Consider the following 22,188-nt stretch of genomic DNA (forward strand, 5'->3'; position numbering starts at 1 on the left):
CATGAGGCAGACGCCCGCCCAGCACGCCCCGTTCGACCCCCGAGCCCTGCTCGCCGAGAGCAGGCTCGGGGTGCTCGCCACCATCAAGTCGGACGGGCGGCCCCAGCTCTCCCCCGTGATGCCGTTCTACGACCGCGAGGCCGAGCTGCTCTACGTGTCGATGACCGAGGGCCGGGCCAAGACCGTGAACCTGCGCCGCGACCCGCGGGCCGCACTGGAGGTCACCGGCCCGGACGGCCGGACCTGGGCCACCGCCGAGGGCGACGTGACCCTCACCGGCCCGGGGACCGACCCGCACGGGCCCGAGGTGGAGGCGCTGGTGGACTACTACCGCAAGGCCGCCGGAGAGCACCCGGACTGGGACGAGTACCGGTCGGCGATGGTCTCCGACCGCCGGGTCCTGATGGTCATGGCGGTCGCCCACGTGTACGGCGCCGACATCCGCTGACCCGGTCCACGAGGCGCGTTCCGCCGGGCCGGAGATGTCCCGATGAGTCCGTACAGCCGGGCGGAAGACGCGCAGAAACGATCCCAACGGGGCATTCACGGGCGGTAATCGGCGTCCCCGTGAGGCGTCCGGAAGCGCCCACTAGGGTGACGCGGATGAATCGACTCCCCGACCACAACCGCCTGCGGATATGCGTCGTCGGCGCCGGGCCCCGGGGGCTGTCCGTCCTGGAGCGGCTCTGCGCCAACGCCCGGGTCCTGACGCCCCGGCGGCCCGTCGAGATCCATCTGGTCGACCCCTGCCGGCCCGGGGCCGGACGGGTGTGGCGGACGGACCAGTCGCGGCGGCTCCTGATGAACACGGTGGCCTCGCAGATCACTCTGTTCACCGACGAGAGCGTCCGCGTCGACGGCCCGGTGGAGCCGGGGCCGAGCCTGTACGAGTGGGCCCGGCGGCTCGCGGACGGCGAGGCGGAGTACGCCGGGCCGGCGGAGTACGAGGAGCCCACAGTCCGGGAGGCCCGCGCCCTGGGCCCCGACGCCTATCCGACCCGGGCGCTGTACGGGCACTACCTGGAGTGGGTCTTCAGGCGCGTGGTGCGCGGCGCGCCCGCCGGGCTCACGGTGCGGACGCACACCGGCCGGGCCGTCGCCGTCGACGACACCGACGGCACGCGGTGGCAGGAGGTCCGGCTGGCGGACGGCACCCGCCTCGGGCACCTGGACGCGGTGGTGCTGACACAGGGTCATGTGCCCGCCCGGATGTCCGCCCCCGAACGGGAACTGGCCGGCCTCGCCGTCGACCACGGGCTGGCCTATGTGCCCCCGGCCAACCCCGCCGACCTCGATCTGGACCGGCTCGCACCGCCCGGCGAGCCGGTCCTGCTGCGTGGTCTCGGGCTCAACTTCTTCGACCACATGGCCCTGTTGACCGAGGGGCGCGGCGGAACGTTCGTGCGCACGGCGCACGGGCTCGTGTACCGGGCGTCGGGGCGGGAGCCGCTGCTCTGCGCCGGGTCCCGGCGCGGGGTGCCGTACCACGCGCGGGGCGAGAACGAGAAGGGCGCGCACGGCCGCCGGCTGCCGAGGCTGCTCACCCCGGACCGGGTCGCCCGGCTGCGCGCCGCCGGGCCGCTGGACTTCCGCCGCGAGCTGTGGCCGCTGATCGCGAAGGAGGTGGAGGGCGTCTACTACGAGGCGCTGCTCGCCTGCCGGGTCAGCGCGGGCGAGGTCGAGGAGTTCGCCGTCCGCTGGCCCGGGGCCGCGCCCGGCGTCGAGGAGGACCGGCTGCTCACGGCCGCGGGTGTCGGGGCCGCCGAACGCTGGGACTGGAAACGTCTGGACCGCCCGTACGGGGCACGGCGGTTCACCGGTCACGCCGACTTCACCCGCTGGCTGCTGGACCATCTGCGCGCCGACGTGCACGAGGCCCGCCGGGGCAATGTCTCCGGTCCGCTGAAGGCCGCCCTCGACGTCCTGCGGGACCTGCGCAACGAGATACGCCTCGCGGTGGACCACGGCGGTCTGGAGGGGCGCTCGCACCGGGACGACCTGGACCGCTGGTACACCCCGCTGAACGCCTTCCTCTCCATCGGGCCGCCCGCCCTGCGGATCGAGCAGATGACGGCACTGATCGAGGCGGGCGTGCTGCGCGTCGCGGGCCCGGGCACCCGGGTCGTCGCGGGCCCGGACGGCTTCGCGCTGGAGTCGGCGGTGCCGGGTGTGCGCATGACGGGCCGGCTGCTCGTCGAGGCCCGGCTGCCCGAACCGGATGTACGCCGTACGGCGGACCCGCTGCTGCGCCATCTCCTGGCGACCGGCCAGGGGCGCCCGTTCCGTGTTCCGGCCCGGAACCCCGCACCGCCCGGGAACCCCGCGCCGACCGGGCACCCCGCGAGCTACGGCGCGGGCAGCCACGGCACAGGCGGCTACGGCACGGGCAGCCACGGGACGGGCGGCCACGGCGCGGGCAGCTACGAGACCGGGGGCCTGGAGGTCACCGGGCGGCCGTACCACGTGGTGGACGCGGCGGGCCGGGCGCATCCGAGGCGGTTCGCCCACGGCGTGCCCACCGAGTCCGTGCACTGGGTGACCGCGGCCGGGATACGCCCCGGTGTGGACTCGGTGACCCTCGGCGACTCGGACGCGGTCGCCCGCGCGGTCCTGCTGCCCGCGACGGCCCCGACCGCGGCCACCGCCGCGCCGGCCGCCCCGGCCACGAGCACGGTGGTGGCACCGGGCCGTGCGACCGGGCTGGCGGAGGTGACGGCCTGACGCGGCCGCCCCCGGACCGGTGTCAGGCCCCGCACTCCGCCCGCATCTGCGCCGCCGCGTGGTGCGCCCCCGACCTGCCCCGCCCCCAGTCCACGCCTCGGTCGACGAGCCGGACGGTGAGCCGCCGGTCGTGCACCGGGACCTTCTCGATCACCACGCCCTGCCCCCGCAGCGCCGTCTGGTCGACGTCGAAGGTGCGCACCGCGCTGTCCGGGTCGCCCGGGTCCGCCAGGACGAGATACGTGGCCGGGTCGCCGGCCACATCGCGTTCCCGCCCGCGCGCCGGTTCCGGGACGACGACGGCGACCGTGCAGGTCCGGTAGCCGCTGCCGACGAACCAGGACCAGGTCGCCGAGCCGCCGCCGTCCTCCGTCCGCGAGCCGGACATGGGGACCGCGCTGAAGCGGCCGTCGCAGCCGTCGCCCTCGTGCCCGCCCGCGTGGACGGTGTACCAGCCGTCGTCGCCGTCCGTGTAGCGCCCGTCCTCCTCGTAGCGACCGCCGCCGGTGCAGCCGGGCCCGGCCCACGCCTCGTACGAGGGACCGTCCGGGTGCTCCGGCGGGGTGGCGGAGACCGGCGGCTTCGGCCGGGGGCGCGGCAGGGACGGGGAGGCGGAGGGTGAGGGGTCGGAGGGTGAGGGGTCGGGGGCCGAGGTCCGGTCGTCCGGGGAGGGGATGATCCGCTGCGGGGGTCCGCCGAGCCCGGGGCCCGCGGCGGTGGGTACGACCGCGCCGGTCGGCGGGCCGTCCTGGTCGCCCGGTCCGCAGCCCGTCAGGGCGGGGCCCAGCGCGAGCAGCGCCAGGGCCACCACCCCGGTGCGGAGCACCCGTGCGGCACCGTCGCCGTCGTTCCGTTCGCGCAGCTCGTGCCGTTCGCGCAGCTCGTGCCGCTCGTGCCGCTCGTGCCGCTCGTACGCCATGTCGCACCGGACCCCGTTGGCCGACTGATCGGTATGCCGTGAAGGCGGCTCCACTATGCACGAGCCCGCGAGGGCGCATAAGTGTTAACGGCGGTAAGAATCACGGCCGTTCACACCGCCGCGCACATGAGGTGCGGAGCGGGCGGCCGGTCAGCGCAGTTCTTCGGGGCAGGGTGTCCCGCGCGGGAGCTGATAGGGGGCGGCCAGGCGGTAGACGCCCGCGCGGGGGGCGAGCAGCTCGGTCCACTCGTCGCCCTCGACGTCCTCGTCGGCCTTCAGCAGACAGCCGTGCGGATTGGTGAAGTCCCTCGGCGCGCCGTCCTCGCGGAGCCTGGACGCCTCCGTCTCCTGCGGAACCTCGACGCTCTCGCCCTCCTCGTCCACCAGGCTGAGCCACGGCGAGTACGGAACGCGGATCAGGACCCGCCCGGGGGACGTCACCTGGATCGTCATCTCGCCCGCACCGGCGTGCCGCACGGTCGCGGGCGGGTCGGCGAGCGGTACCGGGGACTGGACGGCGAACACCTGCCAGTTCCGGTCGCCCCACACCCGGGTCAGATAGGGCAGGCCGCCGCCGACGAGTTCCGCCTCCTGCACGGCGCTGTTGTCCGGCCGGCCCTCGGGGAGGACCACGTAGTGCACGGCCCAGCGGTCCAGCCAGGCGCGGTAGTCGTCGGCGGTGAGGACCTTCTCCTTGTCGTAGAAGAGCGGGTTGCGCTCCATGTCGGCCTGCCGGTTCCAGCCGCGCGCGAGGTTGACGTACCGGGCGAGGGCCGAGGACTCGCGGTGGCTGCTCGCCGGGACCACCTCGACCCGGCCGCGTTCCGCGCCGAGCCGCTGGAGCCGGTCCACCAGCGGGGCGAGTTCGCGGTTCCAGGACGCGGTGGGGGCGGTGCGCACGATGTCGTCGACGCTCTTGAAACCGATCCAGGCGTTCAGCCCGGCGAACGCGAGCACCAGGGCGTACCAGCGGCGGGAGCGCGGCGCGGTCCACGGCAGGGCGGCGAGCAGCACCACCCCGGCGAAGAGCATCGGCAACCGGGAGACGTTGGACCCGATCTGGGAGTCGATCAGCCAGGTCAGCAGGGTGCCAAGGGAGTAGACGGCCGCCGCGACCCGTACGGTGCGCCAGTCGCGCGGCACCAGCAGGAAGGTCAGGACGCCGAAGAGGAACGGCAGCGAGGTCGTACCCAGGGACATCGGCTGGGTCCCCGAGAACGGGAACAGCCAGGCGGAGAGCGCGACCACGACCACCGGCGGGATGCCGATGACGTACGCGCCCGGGCGCCGCCCGCACAGGAACAGGGCGGCCGCGACGACGCCGAGGAAGAGCCCGGCGACCGGGCTGGCCGCCGTCGCGAGGCCGGCGAACGGGGCGGCCACGGCCGCCTTCGCCCAGCGGTTGTGCCGCCACCGGTGCGGCCAGCAGAACACCGCGCCCACGGCGGCGAGGGCGAACATCATCCCGAGCCCGAAGGTGACCCGCCCGGACAGCGCGTTGCACAGGAACGCGAAGACCCCGGCGAACCCGCAGGCCACCGGGTTGCGCACCTCCCGCAGCCGCACCAGGATCAGCGCGGTCAGCGCGGAGGACACGGTGCCCGCGAGGATCATCGTGGTGCGCACCCCGAGGACCGACATCAGATACGGCGAGACCACGCTGTACGAGACGGGGTGCATCCCGCCGTACCAGGCGAGGTTGTACGCGGAGTCCGGGTGGCGGCCGACGAACTCGGCCCACGCGTCCTGGGCGGCGATGTCGCCGCCGGTGTTCGCGAGGAAGAAGAACCAGAGGAGATGGACGGCGGCGGCCGCGGCGGTGACGACGGTGACGGGGTGCCTCAGCAGCTCCGCGCGCCGCCTCCGGGGGACGCCGGGTCGGGGGCCCTGGCCGAGGTCCGGGTCCTGGTCGAGGTCCGGGTCCTGGTCGAGGTCCGGGTCCTGGTCGAGGTCCGGGTCCTGGCCGAGGTCCGGGTCCTGGTCGAGGTCCGGGTCCTGGTCCGGCTCCGGGACCGGTTCCGTGGCGGGCGCGGGGATGGGGACGGGTGCCGGGTGTGCCTCGGGGTCGTGGGCGCGGGTCGGCTCGGCGGTGGTCACTGCGGCTCTCCCCGTCCTGTCCCTGTCTGCCTCGCCCCTGAGGACGCACCCCGGACGCCCCCGGGTTGCCCCGGCGCCCCGGACGCCGGGACGCTAGCACGCGGGCGCCCCGGCGGACCGGGGCGCCCGGGCGTCGTTATCCGATCCGGGTCAGTTTGTCGGAGAACCCGGGTTCGGTCTTGTCCGCCTGGAGGGCGACCGGGACGCTGATGGTCCCGGCCCCCGATCCGGCGGTCAGGCTGCCGACGACAGTGCCCGCCTCGGCGTTGTGCGGGATCGTCCTGCCGCCGTCCGTGATGTCGGACTTCACGGTCAACCCGGACCAGCCGACGACGGTCATGTCCTTGGTCGCGACGACCGGCGTCCGGCCGCCGAGACCGTCGTCCACGTACCCGACGACATCCCCCTTGGAGACGACCTTCCTGGCCTCCAGCGTCTCGCGGGTCTTCGTCAGAACCGCCTGGCTGACGTCGTTGGCGGTCTTGAGGATCGGGCTCTTGTGCTGGCCGAGGACCGCGCCGACGATCGTCTGCGTCGAGCCGCCGACGTCCTTGTAGGAGGCGAAGAGGAGGTTGCCGCCGGCCTTGGTGGTGGAGCCGGTCTTGATGCCGATGGCACCCATCTTGTACGGCAGGTGGTTGTAGTTCGGGTGGACCTTGCCCGAGGGGTCGGTCCACTGCGCCTGCCGGGTGATGTCCACCATGGCCTTGTTCTTCACCAGGGCCATGCCCAGCTTCACCTGGTCCGCCGCGGTGGAGACGGTCGTCGCGTCGAGCCCGGACGGGTCGGTGTAGGTCGTGTTCGTCATCCCGAGCTCCTTGGCGGTGTCGTTCATCTTCTTGACGAACGCCTCCTCGGAGCCCGCGTCCCAGCGGGCGAGGAGCCGCGCGATGTTGTTCGCGGACGGAATCATCACGGCGCTGAGGGCGTCGCGCTGGGAGATCTTCTGGCCCTCCTTGACGGTGTTGAGGGTCGACTCGTCGTTGGTCGCGTCATAGCCGCCCTCCTTCTCCGCGAGGGCGTCGATCGTGATGGAGGCCCCGTCCTCGCCCCGCTTGTAGGGGTGGTCGCGCATGATGATGTACGCCGTCATCGTCTTGGTGACGCTGGCGATCGGGACCGGCTTCTCCTCGCCGAACTGCCCGACCGTGCCGAGGCCGGACACCACGATCTGGCCCTGGCCCTCCCCGGGCCACGGCAGCGAGGGACGCTCGCCGTCGAAGGCGTACTCGGAGTCGGCGGTGAGCGCGAGCTGCGGCTCGGGGAGCGGGCGGAAGGACTGTGCGACCGCGAAGACGATCAGCAGGAGCAGGACCAGCGGGGTCCAGATCTTGACCCGGCGCACCAGGGTGCGGGTCGGCGTCTCGGGCGGCGGAGGTGTGTTGGTCAGCTCCGCGAGCAGGTCCAGCGGGGGCAGCGGCGGCATGGGCTGCTGCCGGGTGCGCTCGGCCTCGGCCAGGGAGGCGGCGGGCGCGCCGGCGGACGCGTCCGCCTCGACGCGGGCGACGGGCTCGGCCCGGGTCGCGCCCGCCGGGGCGGGGGCGGGCTCGTCGCGCCGCAGCGGCACGAAGGTGCTCGCGGGGCGGTCGGCCTCGGCGTCCGCCTCGGGGGGCGCGGGCTTCCCGGGGCTCGTGCCGGTGCCGGCGGGCTCCCCGGGGGCGGTGGGCTTCCCGGGGGCGGTGGCGGTGCCGACAGGCTTCTCGGTGCCGGTGGGCTTCCCGGGTTCGGTGGGCTTCGCGGGGTCGGCGGCGGGCGTGGGGAGCTTCAGCGCGGTGGTGGGCTGGTCGACCACCGGGCGCTTCGGCATCGCGAACATGGCGGTGGGCTGGTCGACGGGCTTCTCGTCGTCGGTCCCGGGCTCCGCGCCGGCGTCCGTGGCGGGTTCCGCGTCCGCCTTGGGGGTCGCGGACTTCGCGCCGGCGTCCGCGGTGGGGGCGGCGGGCTTCTCGTCGTCGTCACCGTCGGGCTCCGCGCCCGCCCTGGGGGCCTCGGGCCCGTGCTCGGTGTCGCCGGAGGCCGCCGGGACCTCGCCGGCGGCCGGCTCGGGCTCCGCGTCGTCTGCCTCGTCCGCGTCGGCACGGGCGGCGGCGGGCTCCGGCTCGGCGTCGCCGGGCGCCGGGTCCGCGCCCGTGTCCACGTCGGCGGTCTCCGTCTTTGCGGCGGCGGAAGCATTCTGCTTCGGCGCCTCCGGCTCCCCGGAGGCCGCCTCGGGGGTGTCCTCGTCGTCGTCCGAGGTCGCGACCCACGCCGCCACCGCTTCGCGCAGTCGCGCGTCGCTCCCCGCGGCGGGCGCCCCGGCAGCGGCGGCGGCGTCCGACCCGGCGGGCCCACCGGCGCCGTCCCCTCCGTCGCGGGAGGAACCGTCACGGGAGGAACCGTCGCGGGAGTCACCGTCCGCGTCGCCCCCGTCACCCGACGGTGACGCGTCCGCGTCCGCGTCCATGTCCACGTCCGCGTTCACGTCGGACGCCTCGCGCTGCGGCAGCCGGAAGACCGCCGTGCGCTGGTCCGTCGCCACGGGGGACGACGCCCGCTCCGCCTCCGGTTCCGTCGACGAGGAGGCCGGACCGGCGTCCGCCGGGGACCCCGGGGCCCCCTCGCGGAGCACCGCGAGACGCGGGTCCCGCCCGGTCTCCGTCTCCCCCGACGACTCCCGCTGCTCCGACCTGTCGGGGGACTCGCCCGCCACCGTGCCTCCTCCATGAGTCATGCGACATGCATCCTGCGTATATGCCACCGGTATGCCACTGGCGCATGATGCGTGTCGTACAGGTATCACTACGAGCGCTCACCGCCGAGCGCTCGCCGTGTCCGAACCATCTACCAGTGTCCTGTGTGAGCGCTTGGCCCTCGTGCTAGACGAGAACGACATACCTATCGGTTCCCTAACAAAGCACCCGGGCCCCCTCGACAGACCAATGTGAGAGGGGTCACCCTGTCATTCATCCACGCGGGGAGGCATGGATGGGCAGGAGCCGCAGAACACTTCCGGAAGAGCTGCTGCTGCTCGCTCTGGACCCGGCCACGGGTACCACAGCGCAGCCGCAGTCGCTCGACCTCGGTCTGGCAGGAGCTCAGCTAGTGGAGCTGGCCCTGGCAGGACGGATAGCCCCTGACGGGGATCGTATCGCCGTGGTGATGCCACGGCCGACCGGAGATCCGACTCTGGACTCCGCACTGGAGCTGTTGCGCAGGCGCGGCAGCCCGGTCCGCGCGGTCCACTGGATCGGCGGGCCCCGGCTGGGGCTGCGCCAGATCTATCTCTCGCATCTGGAGCGGTGCGGCATGGTCCATGCCGTCGAGGGCCAGATGTGCGGGGTGCTGCCGACGACTCGCTACCAGGCGACGGACACGGCCATCAGCCGGGACATCAGGGCCCGGCTCGACAGTGCGATCCGCACCGGTGTACCGCCGGACCCGCGGACCGCGGCGCTCGCCGCCCTGGCCCACGCGGTCGGGCTCGGCAAGCACCTGTACCCGGGCAACGAAGGTCGTTCCTCGCGGTCCCGTCTGCGGGACCTCATCCGGCACGACCCGATGGGCGGCCTCGTGGCGCACGCCGTGATGGACGTCCAGAACGGTGTCGCGGCCCAGCCGCGGCGCAACGCACCGGCTGCGGGCGGCGGCGTGAGCCGGCCGGGCCCCGTGCCAATGCAGCCGCGCCGCACGGGCATGGCCCGCGTCGCCGCGCACTGAGCACCGAGCACCGAGCACCAAGCACCGAGCACCAAACGAACACGCACCGAACGAACACGCACCACGAGGACCGCACCACGAGGACCGCACCACCACCGCCGCACCGACGTCCCCAGACCCGGTTCGGGAGCCGCAGGAACGCGCGGGACAGCGTCTGACGCTGTCCCGCGCGTTCGCGTGTGTGGCCATTTCCCCACGCGGATACGACCATTGGTGGCAATCTGCTGAGCAGTAGACACGCAGCGCAACGCAGATCACGCAGAACAACGCAGCCGGAGGTGCAGTTTCCGTGGCGTCCAACGTCAACCCCACCGTCAGGAGACGCCGATTGGGCCAGGAGCTGCGCCGGCTCCGGGAGATGAAGGGCATGACCGCGGAAGAGGTCGCGGAGCGCCTGCTCGTCTCCCAGTCCAAGATCAGCCGCCTGGAGAACGGCCGCCGCTCCATCAGCCAGCGCGACGTCCGCGATCTGTGCGGAGTGTACGAAGTCGAGGACCACCGGATCGTCGACTCCCTGATGCAGATGGCCAAGGACTCGCGCCAGCAGGGCTGGTGGCACGCCTTCGGCGACATCCCCTACAGCGTCTACATCGGCCTGGAGACGGACGCGGCGAGTCTGCGCGTCTACGAACCGCAGGTCGTGCCGGGCCTGCTGCAGACCCGTCCGTACGCCGAGGCGCTGATCGCGGGCGCACTGCCGGAGAGCGGCCAGGCGGACGTGGAGAAGCGGGTCAGCGTACGGCTGCGCCGCCAGGAGCGGGTCAAGGACGACGAGCATCCGCTGCGCCTCTGGGCGGTCGTGGACGAGGCGGCGCTGCGGCGGCGGGTGGGCGACCGGCAGCTGATGCGGGAGCAGCTGGAGCACCTGGTGGAGCTGTCGCACCAGCCGCACGTCACCGTGCAGGTGCTCCCCTTCGAGATGGGCGCGCACCCGGGCATCAACGGCCAGTACGCCATCCTGGAGTTCCCGGACGCCTCGGACTCCAGCGTGGTCTACATCGAGGGCGTGACCAGCGACCTGTACCTGGAGAAGGCGAACGACGTGCAGAAGTACAGCGTGATGTACGAGCACCTGCGCGCCCAGGCGCTGAACGTGGACCAGACCCGGCAGTTCATCGCGAAGATCGCGAAGCAGTACGCCCAGGAGTCGCCGGACGAGTTCGCGGAGTAGCGCGGGAAGGGAAGGGAACGGTCCGGAGCGGGCGGAAAGGTACACCATGGGTCGGGCGTGACGGAAGGTTCCGCCGGCGCACATCATCCGGTCGAGTGAATGCTTCCTTCACGCCCGGGGCCCGGCGAGTAGCGTCGATCACGCCAGCAAGAACGTTGGCGCACATCACCCCCACTTGCCGAAGCGGAGCAATCATGGCAATCACCCAGGGCGCCACGGAGACCTGGACCAAGTCCTCCTACTCCACGGGCAACGGCGCCTGCGTCGAAGTCAAGTCCCCTGTCGTACAAGCGATCTCGGTGCGTGACTCCAAGGTCGTCGCCGGCCCGGTCCTCACCTTCCGCCCCGACTCGTGGAACGCGTTCGTGGCCGACGTGGCCCACGCTCCGGCCGACCTCGTCTGAGCCCGCGCAGCGAAATCCGGCCACGGGCCCGGAAAGCAGGAACGCCCGCCGCGGAGCCCACTCGACTGGATCGCCGTCCCGGCCGAGCGGGCCCGAACCGGCCACCACCGGGGCCGCACGGACACCCCGTCCGTGCGGCCCTTCGTCGTACCCGGTCGGGGCGGACCCCCGCCGGCCCGGACCGGTCGGTCAGGGCCCCAGTTCGGTGAGCCCCCGCGGATAGCGCGCCAGCCACCCTGGCGCGGAGGCGGTCGGGCTGTGCAGGGCGGGGCCCTGGGTCATCTCCATCGCGAAGTCGTCCGCGATCTCCAGCAGAGTCCCCCGCCCCTCCAGTTCGCTCAGCCACGCGGGCGGCAGCGCCGTCTCCCCGTGCAGCGCGCCGAGCAGCCCGCCGCAGACGGCGCCCGTCGCGTCCGAGGCCCCGTCGTGGTTGACCGCGAGCCGCAGGCCGTGCCGGACGTCCTCCCCCACCAGGGCGCAGTACACCGCCGCGCCGAGGACCTCCTCGGCGAAGCCGCTCCCGGCGAGCGCGGTGACCCGCCCGGCGGCCGGGATGCCCTGGCGGACCGCGCCCAGGGCCTCCTTGAGCGCGTCCGTCACCGGCTGGTGGCCGGGCCGGGCCGCGAGCTGGGCCAGGGCCCGCTGCACGGCGCCGTCCAGCGTCCCGCCCCGGGCCAGACCGTGCACGATCACGGCGAACGCGCCCGCCGACAGATACGCCGTCGGGTGCCCGTGGGTCTGCGCGGCGCACTCGACGGCGAGCTGGCAGACGAGTTCCGGCTCCCAGCCGACCAGCAGCCCGAAGGGCGCGGAGCGGACCACCGCACCCGCGTCCCTGGCGGTCGGGTTCTTCGGGGCCTGGACGGTGCCCATCACCTCGTCGCCCAGCCCGGTCAGGCACTCCCGGGAGGGGGAGCGGCGGCTGTACAGCCACTCCTCGCGCGCGAGCCAGCCGATGTCCTTGCGGCGCTCGTCCGGTCCCCAGTACCGCTGGGTGGCGGCCCAGCGCAGATACGCGCGGTGCAGGTCGGTCGGCGGGTGCCAGGCGCCGGTGTCCCGGCGGACCTGGGCGCGGATCAGCCCGTCGACGGTGAACAGGGTCATCTGGGTGGCGGCGGTGACGGTGCCCCGGCGGCCGGCGACGGGGACCAGGTCGACCAGGCCCTCGGGACCGTGCGCCTCCCGGAGTTCGTCCAGGGTCCGGCCCTCGGCGCCGGCCCCGAGGGCGTCGCCGATCGCACCGCCGAGGAGGGCGCCGCGTACCCGGGCACGGAAGTCCTGCTGCTCGGCCCGGCCCCACACGGTCCCGGCTGCGCCCACCGTGTCCCTCCCCGACGTCGAACGAACACTGCCCCGGCGCAGCACGCACACACTGCCCGGCCCAGCACTGTAATCGAACGACCCCGCCCGGCCCGGCGCGCCGGAAGCCCCGGGGGCTCGCGCCGGGAGCCCACGCGGCGGAACGGGTCAGGCCGGGCCCTCAGTAGCCGGAGGGGCCGCCCAGGCCGCCCCGTACCGCCGGTGGACGTCCTCCGGGTGTCCGGGCCGGGCGGTCAGTCCGAGAGCAGGGGCAGCAGCTCCGGGAGGTGCCCGTCGGACGCGGCGGCGGCGCGCCGCCGCTCCTCGGGGACCTCGCCGTAGAGGGTGGTGCGCGGCTTCGCGGGGCGGCCGGCGGCCTCGGCGATGGCGGTGAGGTCGCGCACCGAGCGGTAGGAGCCGTAACTCGACCCGGCCATCCGGGAGATGGTCTCCTCCATCAGGGTGCCGCCGACGTCGTTGGCGCCGGAGCGCAGCATCTCGGCCGCCCCCTCGGCGCCGAGCTTCACCCAGCTGGTCTGGATGTTGGGGATGTGCGGGTGGAGCAGCAGCCGGGCCATCGCGGTGACGGCCCGGTTGTCGCGGGTGGTCGGGCCGGGCCGGGCGATGCCCGCGAGGTAGACGGGCGCGTTGGTGTGGATGAACGGCAGGGTGACGAACTCCGTGAAGCCGCCGGTCTCCTGCTGGATGCGGGCCAGGGTGCGGAAGTGGCCGAGCCAGTGCCGGGGCTGGTCGACGTGCCCGTACATCATGGTGGAACTGGAGCGGATGCCCAGGTCGTGGGCGGTGGTGACGACCTCGATCCAGGTGGCGGTGGGGAGTTTGCCCTTGGTGAGGACCCAGCGGACCTCGTCGTCCAGGATCTCCGCCGCGGTGCCGGGGATGGAGTCGAGCCCGGCCTCCTTGGCGGCGGTCAGCCACTCCCGGATGGACAGGCCGGTGCGGCTGGCGCCGTTGACGACCTCCATGGGCGAGAAGGCGTGCACATGCATGCCGGGGACGCGTTCCTTCACGGCCCGCGCGATGTCGAAGTACGCGGTGCCGGGCAGGTCGGGGTGGATGCCGCCCTGCATGCAGACCTCGACGGCGCCGATGTCCCAGGCCTGCGCGGCCCGGTCGGCGACCTGGCCGAGGGAGAGGGTGTAGGCGTCGGCGTCGGTGCGCCGCTGGGCGAAGGCGCAGAAACGGCAGCCGGTGTAGCAGACGTTGGTGAAGTTGATGTTGCGGGTGACGATGTAGGTGACCTCGTCGCCGACGACGTCCCGGCGCAGCTGGTCGGCGATCCGGGTGAGGGCGTCGAGGGCGGGGCCGTCGGCGTGCAGCAGGGCCAGGGCCTCGTCGTCGGTGAGCCGCGTCGGGTCGTCGGCCGCGACGCCGAGGGCGTGGCGGACGTCGGTGTCGATGCGCTGCGGGACCATGCCGGGGGCGGCGGCCTCGCGCAGGGCGTCCCAGTCGCCGTAGACGTGGTCGAAGTCCTCGCGGCGGTCGCCGGTGCGGCCCTCGGTGTCGATGGTGCGGTGCAGATCGGTGCGGCCGGTGGCGGTGAAGCCCTCGTCCGGTTCCTGCCAGGGCAGTCCGGTGGGCAGGGCGCCGGGGCGGGCGAGGCCGGTGGCCGGGTCGGCGAGCGCGTCGACGTGCGGGCGCAGCCGGGGGTCGAGCCAGGGCTCGCCGCGGCGCACGAACTCCGGGTAGACGCAGAGCCGTTCGCGCAGCTCGAAGCCCTCGGCGGCGGACCGCTCGGCGAGTTCGTCGATCCGCGGCCAGGGGCGTTCGGGGTTGACGTGGTCGATGGTGACGGGCGAGATGCCGCCCCAGTCGTCGATCCCGGCGCGCAGCAGGCGCGCGTACTCGCCGTCGACCAGGTTGGGCGGGGCCTGGAGGCAGGCGGAGGGGCCCATGATGTGCCGGGCGACGGCGACCGTGGCGACGAGTTCGTCGAGTTCGGCGTCGGGCATGCCGCGCATCGCCGTGTCCGGCTTGGCGCGGAAGTTCTGCAGGATCAGCTCCTGGATGCCGTGGTAGGCGCGGGCGATCCGGCGCAGCGCGAACAGCGACTCGGCGCGCTCCTCGTACGTCTCGCCGATGCCGATGAGGAGTCCGCTGGTGAACGGGACGGAGGAGCGTCCGGCGTCCTCCAGGACGCGCAGCCGCACGGCGGGCTCCTTGTCCGGGGAGCCGTGGTGGGGGCCGCCGGGCTCGGACCACAGGCGGGTGGCGGTGGTCTCCAGCATCATGCCCATGGAGGCGGCGACGGGCTTGAGCCGCTGGAAGTCCGTCCAGGACATGACGCCCGGGTTGAGGTGGGGCAGCAGCCCCGTCTCCTCCAGGATGCGGACGGACATGGCCCGGACGTAGGCGAGGGTGTCGTCGTAGCCGTGCGCGTCCAGCCACTCGCGGGCTTCGGGCCAGCGGTCCTCGGGCTTGTCGCCGAGGGTGATCAGGGCTTCCTTGCAGCCGAGTTCGGCGCCGCGCCGGGCGACCTCCAGCACCTCGTCCGGCGACATGTACATCCCGTGGCCACTGCGCCGAAGCTTGCCGGGCACGGTGACGAAGGTGCAGTAGTGGCACTTGTCCCGGCAGAGCCGGGTGAGGGGGATGAAGACGCTCTTGGAGTACGTGATCACCCCGGGCCGGCCCGCGGCCTTCAGCCCGGCGTCCCGCACCCGGCCCGCCGACTCCGTGAGCGCGTCCAGGTCGGCGCCCCGGGCCTGGAGGAGCACGGCGGCCTCGCCGACGTCGAGCGCGACCCCGTCCCGGGCTCGCCTCAGCGCGCGGCGCATAGCGTTCCCGGTGGGCCGTGCGGGCGGGTGTTCCCCCTGGTGATCGCTCATGCCCCGAGCATACGAGCGCGGCCCGCGATCCCGGCAGGACGCAGGTCACGCCCTGCTCATCGCCCGGCCACCGGGAGCCGGCGGGAGCGGTGGGGCGGGGCGGGCGGGGCAGCGGCCTCGGGCCCTCTCGGGCCCGGCACGGGGCGGCGGACGGGACGCGCAACTTGACCTGATCCCGTCGTCGCGCCCCTGCCCGTCGCGCCCCTCCCCCATCGCCCTGTCGCCACGCCGCTACAGATACTGCGCGTAGTCGTCGAGGGTCCGCAGGACCTCCAGTTCGGTGCCCGGCGGGAGTTGGAGGACGACCTCCTCGATGCCCTGCTCCGCGTAGTGGGCGAGCTTGCCCGGTGTGGGGCGGACGGCGTACGGGACGACGTGCAGCGCCTCCGGATCGCGCCCGGCCGCCTCCCACACCGCGCGCAGCTCGGGGACGGACTCCTTCAGGCCGCGCCCGCCGATGGGCAGCCAGCCGTCCGCGTACTCCGCGATCCCCGCGAACAGCCTCGGCCCCGCGCCCCCGCCGACCAGCACCCGCGGCGCTCCGCCGGCCGGCTTGGGATGGGCGTACGAGGCGCTCACGGAGGCGAGCGCGCCCTCGTACGCGGTCGGTTCGGCCGCCCACAGGGCCCGCATCAGATGCATCCGCTCCCGGACCAGCTCCCGTCGCGCGGACCAGGTGACGCCGTGGTCCGCCGCCTCCTCCACGTTCCAGCCGAAGCCGACCCCGAGGGTGAAGCGGCCGCCGGAGAGATGGTCGAGCGTGGCGATCTGCTTGGCGAGGACGATCGGGTCGTGCTGGGCGACGAGGGTGATGCCGGTGGCCAGGGCGAGGGAGGTGGTGACCGCCCCCGCCTGCGCGAGGGCCACGAACGGGTCGAGGGTGCGCGCGTATGCGCGGGGCAGCTCGCCGCCCCCGGCGAACGGGGTGGTCCGCGAGGCGGGGATATGGGTGTGCTCGGGAAGGTAGAGCCCGGCGAACCCCCGCTGTTCGAGCTCGCGGGCCAGGCGCACGGGGGTGATCGTCTCGTCGGTGAGGAAGACCGTGGTCGCGATCCGCATGGGGACACGGTAGGCGAGAGCGGGGCCGTGGGGGGCGGTACGGGCCGCGACCTCGTCGCCGCGCCCCGCCGCCCGGCCTCAGTCCGCCGCGACCAGCGCCGGCGTCTCCTTCGTCAGCACCTCACCGCGGAAGAACGCCGGGCTGCGGCGTTGCATCACCAGCATCAGCACCAGGCCGAGCAGCAGCAGCCCGACACCGATCACGAAGACCGAGCCCATGCCCAGGACCGAGGAGCCCGAGCCGTAGGCCGGGTCCCACATGTCGTACAGGGTCTTGCCGAAGACCGCGGCGAGGAGGGTGCCGCCGAGGACCGGGAAGACGCCCTTGAAGACCAGGTCCCGCCCGGAGCGGGTGAGTTCGCGGCGGAAGTACCAGGCGCAGGCGAAGGCCGTGAGTGCGTAGTAGAAGCAGATCATCAGACCCAGCGCGTAGATCGTGTCCACGAGGACGTGCTCGCTGACCAGGGTCATCACCGTGTAGAACGCGCCGGTGGCGATGCCCGCGATCACGGTGGCCCGGCCCGGGGTCCGGAAGCGCGGGTGGACGCGGGCGTACGAGGCGGGCAGCGCCTGGTACGCGGACATGGCCAGCACGGTGCGGGCGACGGGGATGAACGTCGTCTGGAGGCTCGCGGCGGCGGACGCGAGGACCGCGACGAACAGCAGGACGCCGAGCCCGGGCCCCATCACCGGGCCGGCCAGGGCGGCGAAGACGTTGTCGGAGGTCTCGGGGTTGGCGAGCCCGAGGCCCTGCTCGCCCGAGCCGACGGCCATCTGCGCGGCGACGCCGGTCGCGAGGTAGGAGCCGACCAGCACGACCATGGCGATCATCGCGGCCCGCCCCGGGGTCCTGGTGCTGCCGACGGTCTCCTCGTTGGCGGTCAGACAGGCGTCCCAGCCCCAGTACATGAAGATCGACAGGGAGAGCCCCGCGGTGAACGCGGCGAAGGACTGCACGGCGAAGGGGTTCATCCAGGACCAGGAGAAGTCCAGGGACCCGGCGAAGGCGTCCGCCTTGGTGAACGCCATGGTCACGAAGGCGGCCAGGACCAGCAGTTGGAGCCCGACCAGCGCGTACTGGACGCCCTTGGTCGCGGTCATCCCCCGGTAGCTGATCGCCGTGGCGACGGCGATCAGGAGCAGACAGGTGCCGATATGGACGCCCCTGTTCCCGTCCAGCGCGGCGACGGACGGGCTGCCGGTGATCTCCCCGGCGAGCAGCCAGAAGTACGAGGTCGCCACTCCGGCGAGGTTGGACAGCACGATGATCGTCGCGATCACCAGCCCCCATCCGCACATCCAGCCGATCCGCGGCCCGAAGGCCTTCACGGTCCAGGTGAAGGAGGTCCCGCAGTCGGGCATCACGCGGTTGAGCTCGCGGTAGGCGAAGGCGACGAGCAGCATCGGCAGGAACCCGGCCAGGAAGACGGCCGGCATCTGCACCCCGACCTCCCCGGCGGTCGAGCCGAGGGTCGAGGTCAGGCAGTAGACGGGGGCGACGGTCGAGATGCCGATGACGGCACTCCCCGTCAGTCCCACCGAGTTCCCGCCGAGCCCCTTCCTCCGCACCCCGGCCTCGCCGCCGCCCCCACCGGGCACGCTCCCTACCGGGTCTCCGGCCTGGGGCCGCGCTTCGAGCTGTGTCATGGGACAGGACGCTAAGTGCTGCGGTTTCCACATCCGGACGAACGGAATCCGGCAGAGCGACATACGAAGTGAAGACGCGCTTCCGCCTTCGATCATCGATCCGAAGGCTGTAGACACCTCTCGCTACGGAATCGCGAGGAGCGAGGCGCCATCTTCCACTCTGCGAGAACCGCAGCAACGTCCGTTTTGACCCGTTTCCAAATTTTCCCGCGCGCCTCCCGCACACGGGGCGCAGGCCCGGCCCGGCCTCCGATCGGCGTTCCTATACTGACCGCATGGACCAGGAACTGGAGCGTGCCGCCCTCGTCGCCCTGCTGCGACGCGGCGATCGCCCCTGGCCCGAGCTCACCGACCGGATCGAAGCCGTCGGCAGCGCCCGCGAGGTGCTGGAGAACGCTCTCGACGCCTCGGGGCAGGGAGCCCTCTTCAACCCGGAACCCCCGGTGGACCTGGAACCCCTCGTCAAAGAGATCGCGACCTGGGAACGCGAAGGCATGCGCCTGGTGACGATCCTGGACGAGGACTATCCGCTCTATCTGCGGCTGGTCCACCAGCGCCCTCCGTTCCTGTTCCTGCGCGGTACCTGCGTCGCCGAGGATCTGCGCGTGGCCGTGGTCGGCACCCGCACACCGTCGCCGGAGGGCGTCCATCACGCCCGTGCCATCGCGGGAGGGCTTGCCGAACGCGGCGTCACCGTGGTCAGCGGCCTGGCCGCGGGGATCGACACAGCCGCCCACGGGACGGCCCTCGCGGTCGGGGGCCGTACCGTCGCGGTCGTCGGGACCGGCCTGCGCTGTACCTACCCGGCGCAGAACGCCCGCCTGCAGCAGGAGATCGCCGACAAGGGGCTGGTGATCTCCCAGTTCTGGCCCGACGCACCGCCCTCGAAGACGTCCTTCCCGATGCGCAACGCGGTGATGAGCGGCTACAGCCTGGCCACCGTCGTGGTCGAGGCCGCTTACCGCAGCGGCGCGCGCATGCAGGCCCGGCTGGCGCTGGAGCACGGCCGCCGCGTCTTCCTGATGCGCTCCCTGATGACCCACGAATGGGCCCGCGAGTACGCGGCGCGGCCCAACACAACCGTGATCGACGGCCCGGACGACGTGTTCGACCGGCTCGGCTCCCTCGTGCCGGTCACCGGCGATCTGACGTGGGCCTAGCGGGCGCTGTCGGATGGCAACGGTCGCCGAACTGTCGGCACGCTACGCGAACTTCCTCGTCCACCCGTTTCCCCGGGGCCAGGCGTGTGCCAGGTGTGCCGGGGGCCGGTGAATGCCGGATACCCGACCTGCTGGCCCTGCCACCAGGCCCGCGTGGTCCACGGCCCGCATGTGGCCGATGCCGTCGTACCCATCAGCCTCTCCCTCAAGGGCGAGCAGTACGCCAACGAACTGTGGCGCTACAAGAACGCCGCCGGCCCTCAGCAGCAGTACTTCCGGACCGGCCTGTCGGCCGTCCTGTGGCAGTTCCTCGCCCTCCACGAGGTTTGCATAGCGGCGCACTGCGCACTGCGCCGCTTCGATGTCGTCACGACGGTGCCGAGCACCAGCGGCCGCAGAGAACACCCGTTGCGGACGATGGCCGCCGAGGTCGTCGCGATCACCCGCCCCCGCCACCGCGACCTGCTGACTCCGATCCCCGACGCGGCAGCCCTGGGCAGGGTCGCCTCGGCTTCACGCTATATCTCGTCGGCTCTCTGGGGTGAGAGCGTCCTCCTGCTGGACGACACCTGGACCACGGGCAACCACGCCCAGTCGGCCGCGGCCGCGCTCAAGGCGGCGGGCGCCGCCAACGTGGCCGTAGTGGTCCTGGGCCGCCATCTCAACGTCGGCTACGGCGACACCGCCGCCCATGTGGCGCAGGCGCGGCTGAGGCGCTTCTCGTGGAACGTCTGCCCGCTGGGGCGAGGGCGCCACGACTGACGGCAGGCGCCCCTGCGTGAGCGGCGCGGGCACGGACCCCTTCCCCGCGCCTCCCGGGCCGTCAGAACCCGGACGGGCACCGTTGGGAACACCATGTCGTGAAGCTCCGGCACCTGGCCGTGGCAGCCGTGGTCAACCAGCGGCGTGAGGTGCTGGAGGAGACCGGCTGGCGGCCCGGCCCGGTCGAGCCGTTGATCTACGCCGAGCCGGCCAACGGCATCACCGACTCCCAGCACCACGTCTTCCGGGCTCATGGGGCGACGTACGAAGGGCCACCGGCAGAGAAGAACGAGTCGGACCGGGTCGAGTGGATCCCGCTCGCCGACGTGCGGCGCATGATCGACCGTCGCGAGATCGTCAGCAGCGGCTCCCTCGTGGGGCTCCTCTACGTGCTCATGGACGAGGCGGTCCGCTGACCTGGCGGGGCAGTGCTCCCGGAGCCGGGCCTCGAACTGCCCCGTAACCAGACCTCCCCCTACCGGAGTTCCCCCGCCAGCAGCCCCATCGGGATCTCGTCGTGCCAGGCGCCGTCGCGGCGGAAGGTCTGGCGGAGGCGGCCCTCCTCGGCGAAGCCGACCTTGGCGTAGACGCGGCGGGCCGCGCTGTTGTCCGCGACAACGGTGAGGCGGATCTTGTGGAGGCGCATCGCGTCGAAACCGTAGCGGCAGGCCGTGCGCATCGCGTCCGTCGCGTAGCCCTTGCCCCAGCAGTCCTTCTCGCCGAGGTAGAGGTCGAGCGTCGCGATCCCCGTCTCCGGCTCGGCGTCCCGCAGGGCGACCAGGCCCACCAGCCGGCCGCCGTCGCCCGCGCCGTCGCCGTTCCAGAGCGCCTCGATGCCGAAGAGGACGTCGCCGTAGGTGTTGCGGGGGCGGTCGGTGAGCCACTTCTCGACGTGCTCGCGGGTGCTGGGATACGTGTCGTCCATCCAGCGCATCACCTCCGCGTCGTGGTTCCAGCGCCACAGCGCGTCCGCGTCCGCCGGGCCCATGGCCCGCAGCCCCACCAGTTCTCCGCGCACCATGACGGCCCGCCCTCCCCTGCCCTCGTCCCGTGCCCGGCCCGCCGGCCGAACCCGCAAGGGGTAGCACGTCACGGGCGGGCGCTCAACGCGATTTCGGCCTCCGCGCCGGGGCCGCGCGGCGGTATAGGCCCGCGGACGTCACCGCCGCCCGCAGGTCACGGACGGACCGGACCGGCGCACCGCCGCCCGCAGGGCACGGACCGGGATGGGTCCACTGCGCGCCCCACCGGATCGACGACCTCCCGTCCGGCACCCGGCCCCCCTCTATACACCACACGTATACGCGGTGTGTATAGTCAACGCGGCGCCCGCGGCCGACCAGCCGCGGCATCCCGCCGCCACCCCGGCGCGCCCGCACCACCGCACCACCGCACTGAAGCCACCACCGAGGGGGACCACCGCCATGCCCGCAGCCGCGCCGACCCCGGCGTCCACCGGACCGGCCGCCACGACCACCGCGCCCGCCGCCATGCCCGCTCCCGGGCCGGCGTCACCCCGGAAGACGGCCGCGACCCGGTCCCGGGTTGCCTCCGCCCTCGCCGCGGTGTCGCTCGCGACGCTCGCCCTCGGCGGCTGCGCCGGATCGGTGTCGCCCGCCGAGGCCCGCGCCGACGCCCCCGAGGGCGCAGCCGCCGAGCGCGAACCGAAGGCGGGTTCCGCCGGACGCAACGCGGCCGCCGCCGCCCGCCCCGCCGTCGACTGTGAGAAGGCGAAGTGCATCGCGCTCACCTTCGACGCCGGCCCCGGCAAGGACACCCCCGCGCTCCTGGACCACCTCAAGCAGGAGAAGGTGCCCGCCACCTTCTTCCTGCTCGGCAAGAACCACGTCCTGAAGTACCCGGACACCGTCCGCCGCCTCGCGGCCGAGGGCCACGAGGTCGCCAACCACACCTGGACGCACAAGCGTCTGGACCAGCTCGACAGGGAGGGGATACGCGAGGAACTGGGCCGCACCCAGGACGCGATAGCCGAGATCACCGGCGAGAAGCCCACCCTGATGCGCCCGCCGCAGGGCCGCACCAACGAGGACGTCACCGCCGTCAGCAAGGAACTCGGGCTCTCCCAGGTGCTGTGGAGCGCCACCGCGAAGGACTACTCGACCACCGACTCCGCTCTGATCGAGAAGCGCATCCTCGACCAGGCCGGCCGGGACGGGATCATCCTGCTGCACGACATCTACGACGGCACGGTGCCCGCCGTGCCCGGCATCGTCAGCGAGCTGAAGAAGCGCGGTTACACCTTCGTCACGGTCACCGAACTCCTGCACCCCGCGAGCCCGGTACCCGGAACCGTGTATCGACCCTGATCAGCGCGGCGGTCCGGCTGGGATGCGCGTCACACGACCGGAGCCCCGCAGGCGCCCTCCCGCTGCTGACGCGGCCA

General features: G+C 73.2%; 16 protein-coding genes and 1 pseudogene. 9 read left to right on the forward strand and 8 right to left on the reverse strand.

The genetic code is table 11. The features are described 5' to 3' along the window. The first annotated feature begins 1 nt into the window (after nt 1). Both C593_RS0109040 and C593_RS29160 read left to right on the forward strand, forming a co-directional pair. Entirely contained in the window at nt 2-448 is a 447-nt protein-coding gene (locus tag C593_RS0109040; protein WP_018846978.1) for a PPOX class F420-dependent oxidoreductase, read from the forward strand. 155 nt (nt 449-603) lie between these two features. Next, nucleotides 604-2,721 carry an FAD/NAD(P)-binding protein gene (locus C593_RS29160; protein ID WP_018846979.1) on the forward strand — a complete coding sequence of 706 codons (2,118 nt, stop codon included), beginning with the start codon at nt 604-606 and terminating at the stop codon, nt 2,719-2,721. A gap of 22 nt (nt 2,722-2,743) precedes the next feature. Here C593_RS29160 and C593_RS30935 read toward each other — a convergent pair whose 3' ends face one another. From C593_RS30935 to C593_RS0109065, 3 genes are all read right to left on the reverse strand, one after another. Beyond that, the gene (locus C593_RS30935; RefSeq protein ID WP_051093651.1) at nt 2,744-3,640 is read right to left on the reverse strand and encodes a hypothetical protein; all 897 of its coding nucleotides are present in this window, start codon (nt 3,638-3,640) and stop codon (nt 2,744-2,746) included. A gap of 150 nt (nt 3,641-3,790) precedes the next feature. Then, nucleotides 3,791-5,488: a hypothetical protein gene (locus tag C593_RS0109060; protein ID WP_078521343.1), complete on the reverse strand. Its 1,698-nt coding sequence runs from the start codon at nt 5,486-5,488 to the stop codon at nt 3,791-3,793. 385 nt (nt 5,489-5,873) lie between these two features. Further along, nucleotides 5,874-8,447: a D-alanyl-D-alanine carboxypeptidase gene (locus C593_RS0109065; protein WP_106434592.1), complete on the reverse strand. Its 2,574-nt coding sequence runs from the start codon at nt 8,445-8,447 to the stop codon at nt 5,874-5,876. A 254-nt stretch (nt 8,448-8,701) separates the two neighbouring features. Between C593_RS0109065 and C593_RS0109070 the strand changes: the two genes are divergently transcribed. The 3 genes from C593_RS0109070 to C593_RS0109080 all read left to right on the forward strand — a co-directional run bounded on the left by C593_RS0109070 (nt 8,702) and on the right by C593_RS0109080 (nt 11,008). Further along, complete coding sequence (locus C593_RS0109070; protein WP_026277510.1) at nt 8,702-9,433, forward strand: GOLPH3/VPS74 family protein; 732 nt, start codon at nt 8,702-8,704, stop codon at nt 9,431-9,433. Nucleotides 9,434-9,722: 289 nt separating this feature from the next. Continuing rightward, complete coding sequence (locus C593_RS0109075; protein WP_026277511.1) at nt 9,723-10,604, forward strand: Scr1 family TA system antitoxin-like transcriptional regulator; 882 nt, start codon at nt 9,723-9,725, stop codon at nt 10,602-10,604. 194 nt (nt 10,605-10,798) lie between these two features. After that, nucleotides 10,799-11,008 (forward strand): DUF397 domain-containing protein, encoded by a 210-nt coding sequence (locus tag C593_RS0109080; protein ID WP_018846984.1) that lies wholly within the window; start codon nt 10,799-10,801, stop codon nt 11,006-11,008. A 189-nt stretch (nt 11,009-11,197) separates the two neighbouring features. On the opposite strand, the gene C593_RS0109085 is transcribed toward C593_RS0109080, so the two are convergent. The 4 genes from C593_RS0109085 to C593_RS0109100 all read right to left on the reverse strand — a co-directional run bounded on the left by C593_RS0109085 (nt 11,198) and on the right by C593_RS0109100 (nt 17,862). Beyond that, nucleotides 11,198-12,328, reverse strand: coding sequence for an ADP-ribosylglycohydrolase family protein (locus C593_RS0109085; protein WP_018846985.1), 1,131 nt, complete (start codon nt 12,326-12,328; stop codon nt 11,198-11,200). Between the two features lie 233 nt (nt 12,329-12,561). Further along, nucleotides 12,562-15,156, reverse strand: a complete 2,595-nt coding sequence (locus C593_RS0109090) for a bifunctional FO biosynthesis protein CofGH (protein WP_026277512.1) — start codon at nt 15,154-15,156, stop codon at nt 12,562-12,564. Nucleotides 15,157-15,387: 231 nt separating this feature from the next. Continuing rightward, nucleotides 15,388-16,215 carry an LLM class F420-dependent oxidoreductase gene (locus C593_RS0109095; protein ID WP_018846987.1) on the reverse strand — a complete coding sequence of 276 codons (828 nt, stop codon included), beginning with the start codon at nt 16,213-16,215 and terminating at the stop codon, nt 15,388-15,390. A 78-nt stretch (nt 16,216-16,293) separates the two neighbouring features. Further along, complete coding sequence (locus tag C593_RS0109100; protein ID WP_026277513.1) at nt 16,294-17,862, reverse strand: APC family permease; 1,569 nt, start codon at nt 17,860-17,862, stop codon at nt 16,294-16,296. A gap of 275 nt (nt 17,863-18,137) precedes the next feature. On the opposite strand from C593_RS0109100, the gene C593_RS0109105 reads away from it, so the two are divergent. From C593_RS0109105 to C593_RS29170, 3 genes and pseudogenes are all read left to right on the forward strand, one after another. Then, complete coding sequence (locus C593_RS0109105; protein ID WP_018846989.1) at nt 18,138-19,022, forward strand: DNA-processing protein DprA; 885 nt, start codon at nt 18,138-18,140, stop codon at nt 19,020-19,022. A 108-nt stretch (nt 19,023-19,130) separates the two neighbouring features. Then, nucleotides 19,131-19,784, forward strand: coding sequence for a hypothetical protein (locus tag C593_RS0109110; protein WP_486591094.1), 654 nt, complete (start codon nt 19,131-19,133; stop codon nt 19,782-19,784). 62 nt (nt 19,785-19,846) lie between these two features. Next, a pseudogene (locus tag C593_RS29170) lies at nt 19,847-20,200 on the forward strand (NUDIX hydrolase); the annotation flags it as partial. Between the two features lie 59 nt (nt 20,201-20,259). Here the strand turns inward: C593_RS29170 and C593_RS0109120 are convergent. Beyond that, a complete protein-coding gene (locus tag C593_RS0109120) occupies nt 20,260-20,805 on the reverse strand; it encodes a GNAT family N-acetyltransferase (RefSeq protein ID WP_018846992.1) in 546 nt (181 codons plus the stop codon). Between the two features lie 469 nt (nt 20,806-21,274). Between C593_RS0109120 and C593_RS0109125 the strand changes: the two genes are divergently transcribed. Continuing rightward, entirely contained in the window at nt 21,275-22,111 is an 837-nt protein-coding gene (locus C593_RS0109125) for a polysaccharide deacetylase family protein (protein WP_026277514.1), read from the forward strand. Nucleotides 22,112-22,188 lie beyond the last annotated feature (77 nt).

The organism is Streptomyces sp. CNT372 (assembly GCF_000377145.1).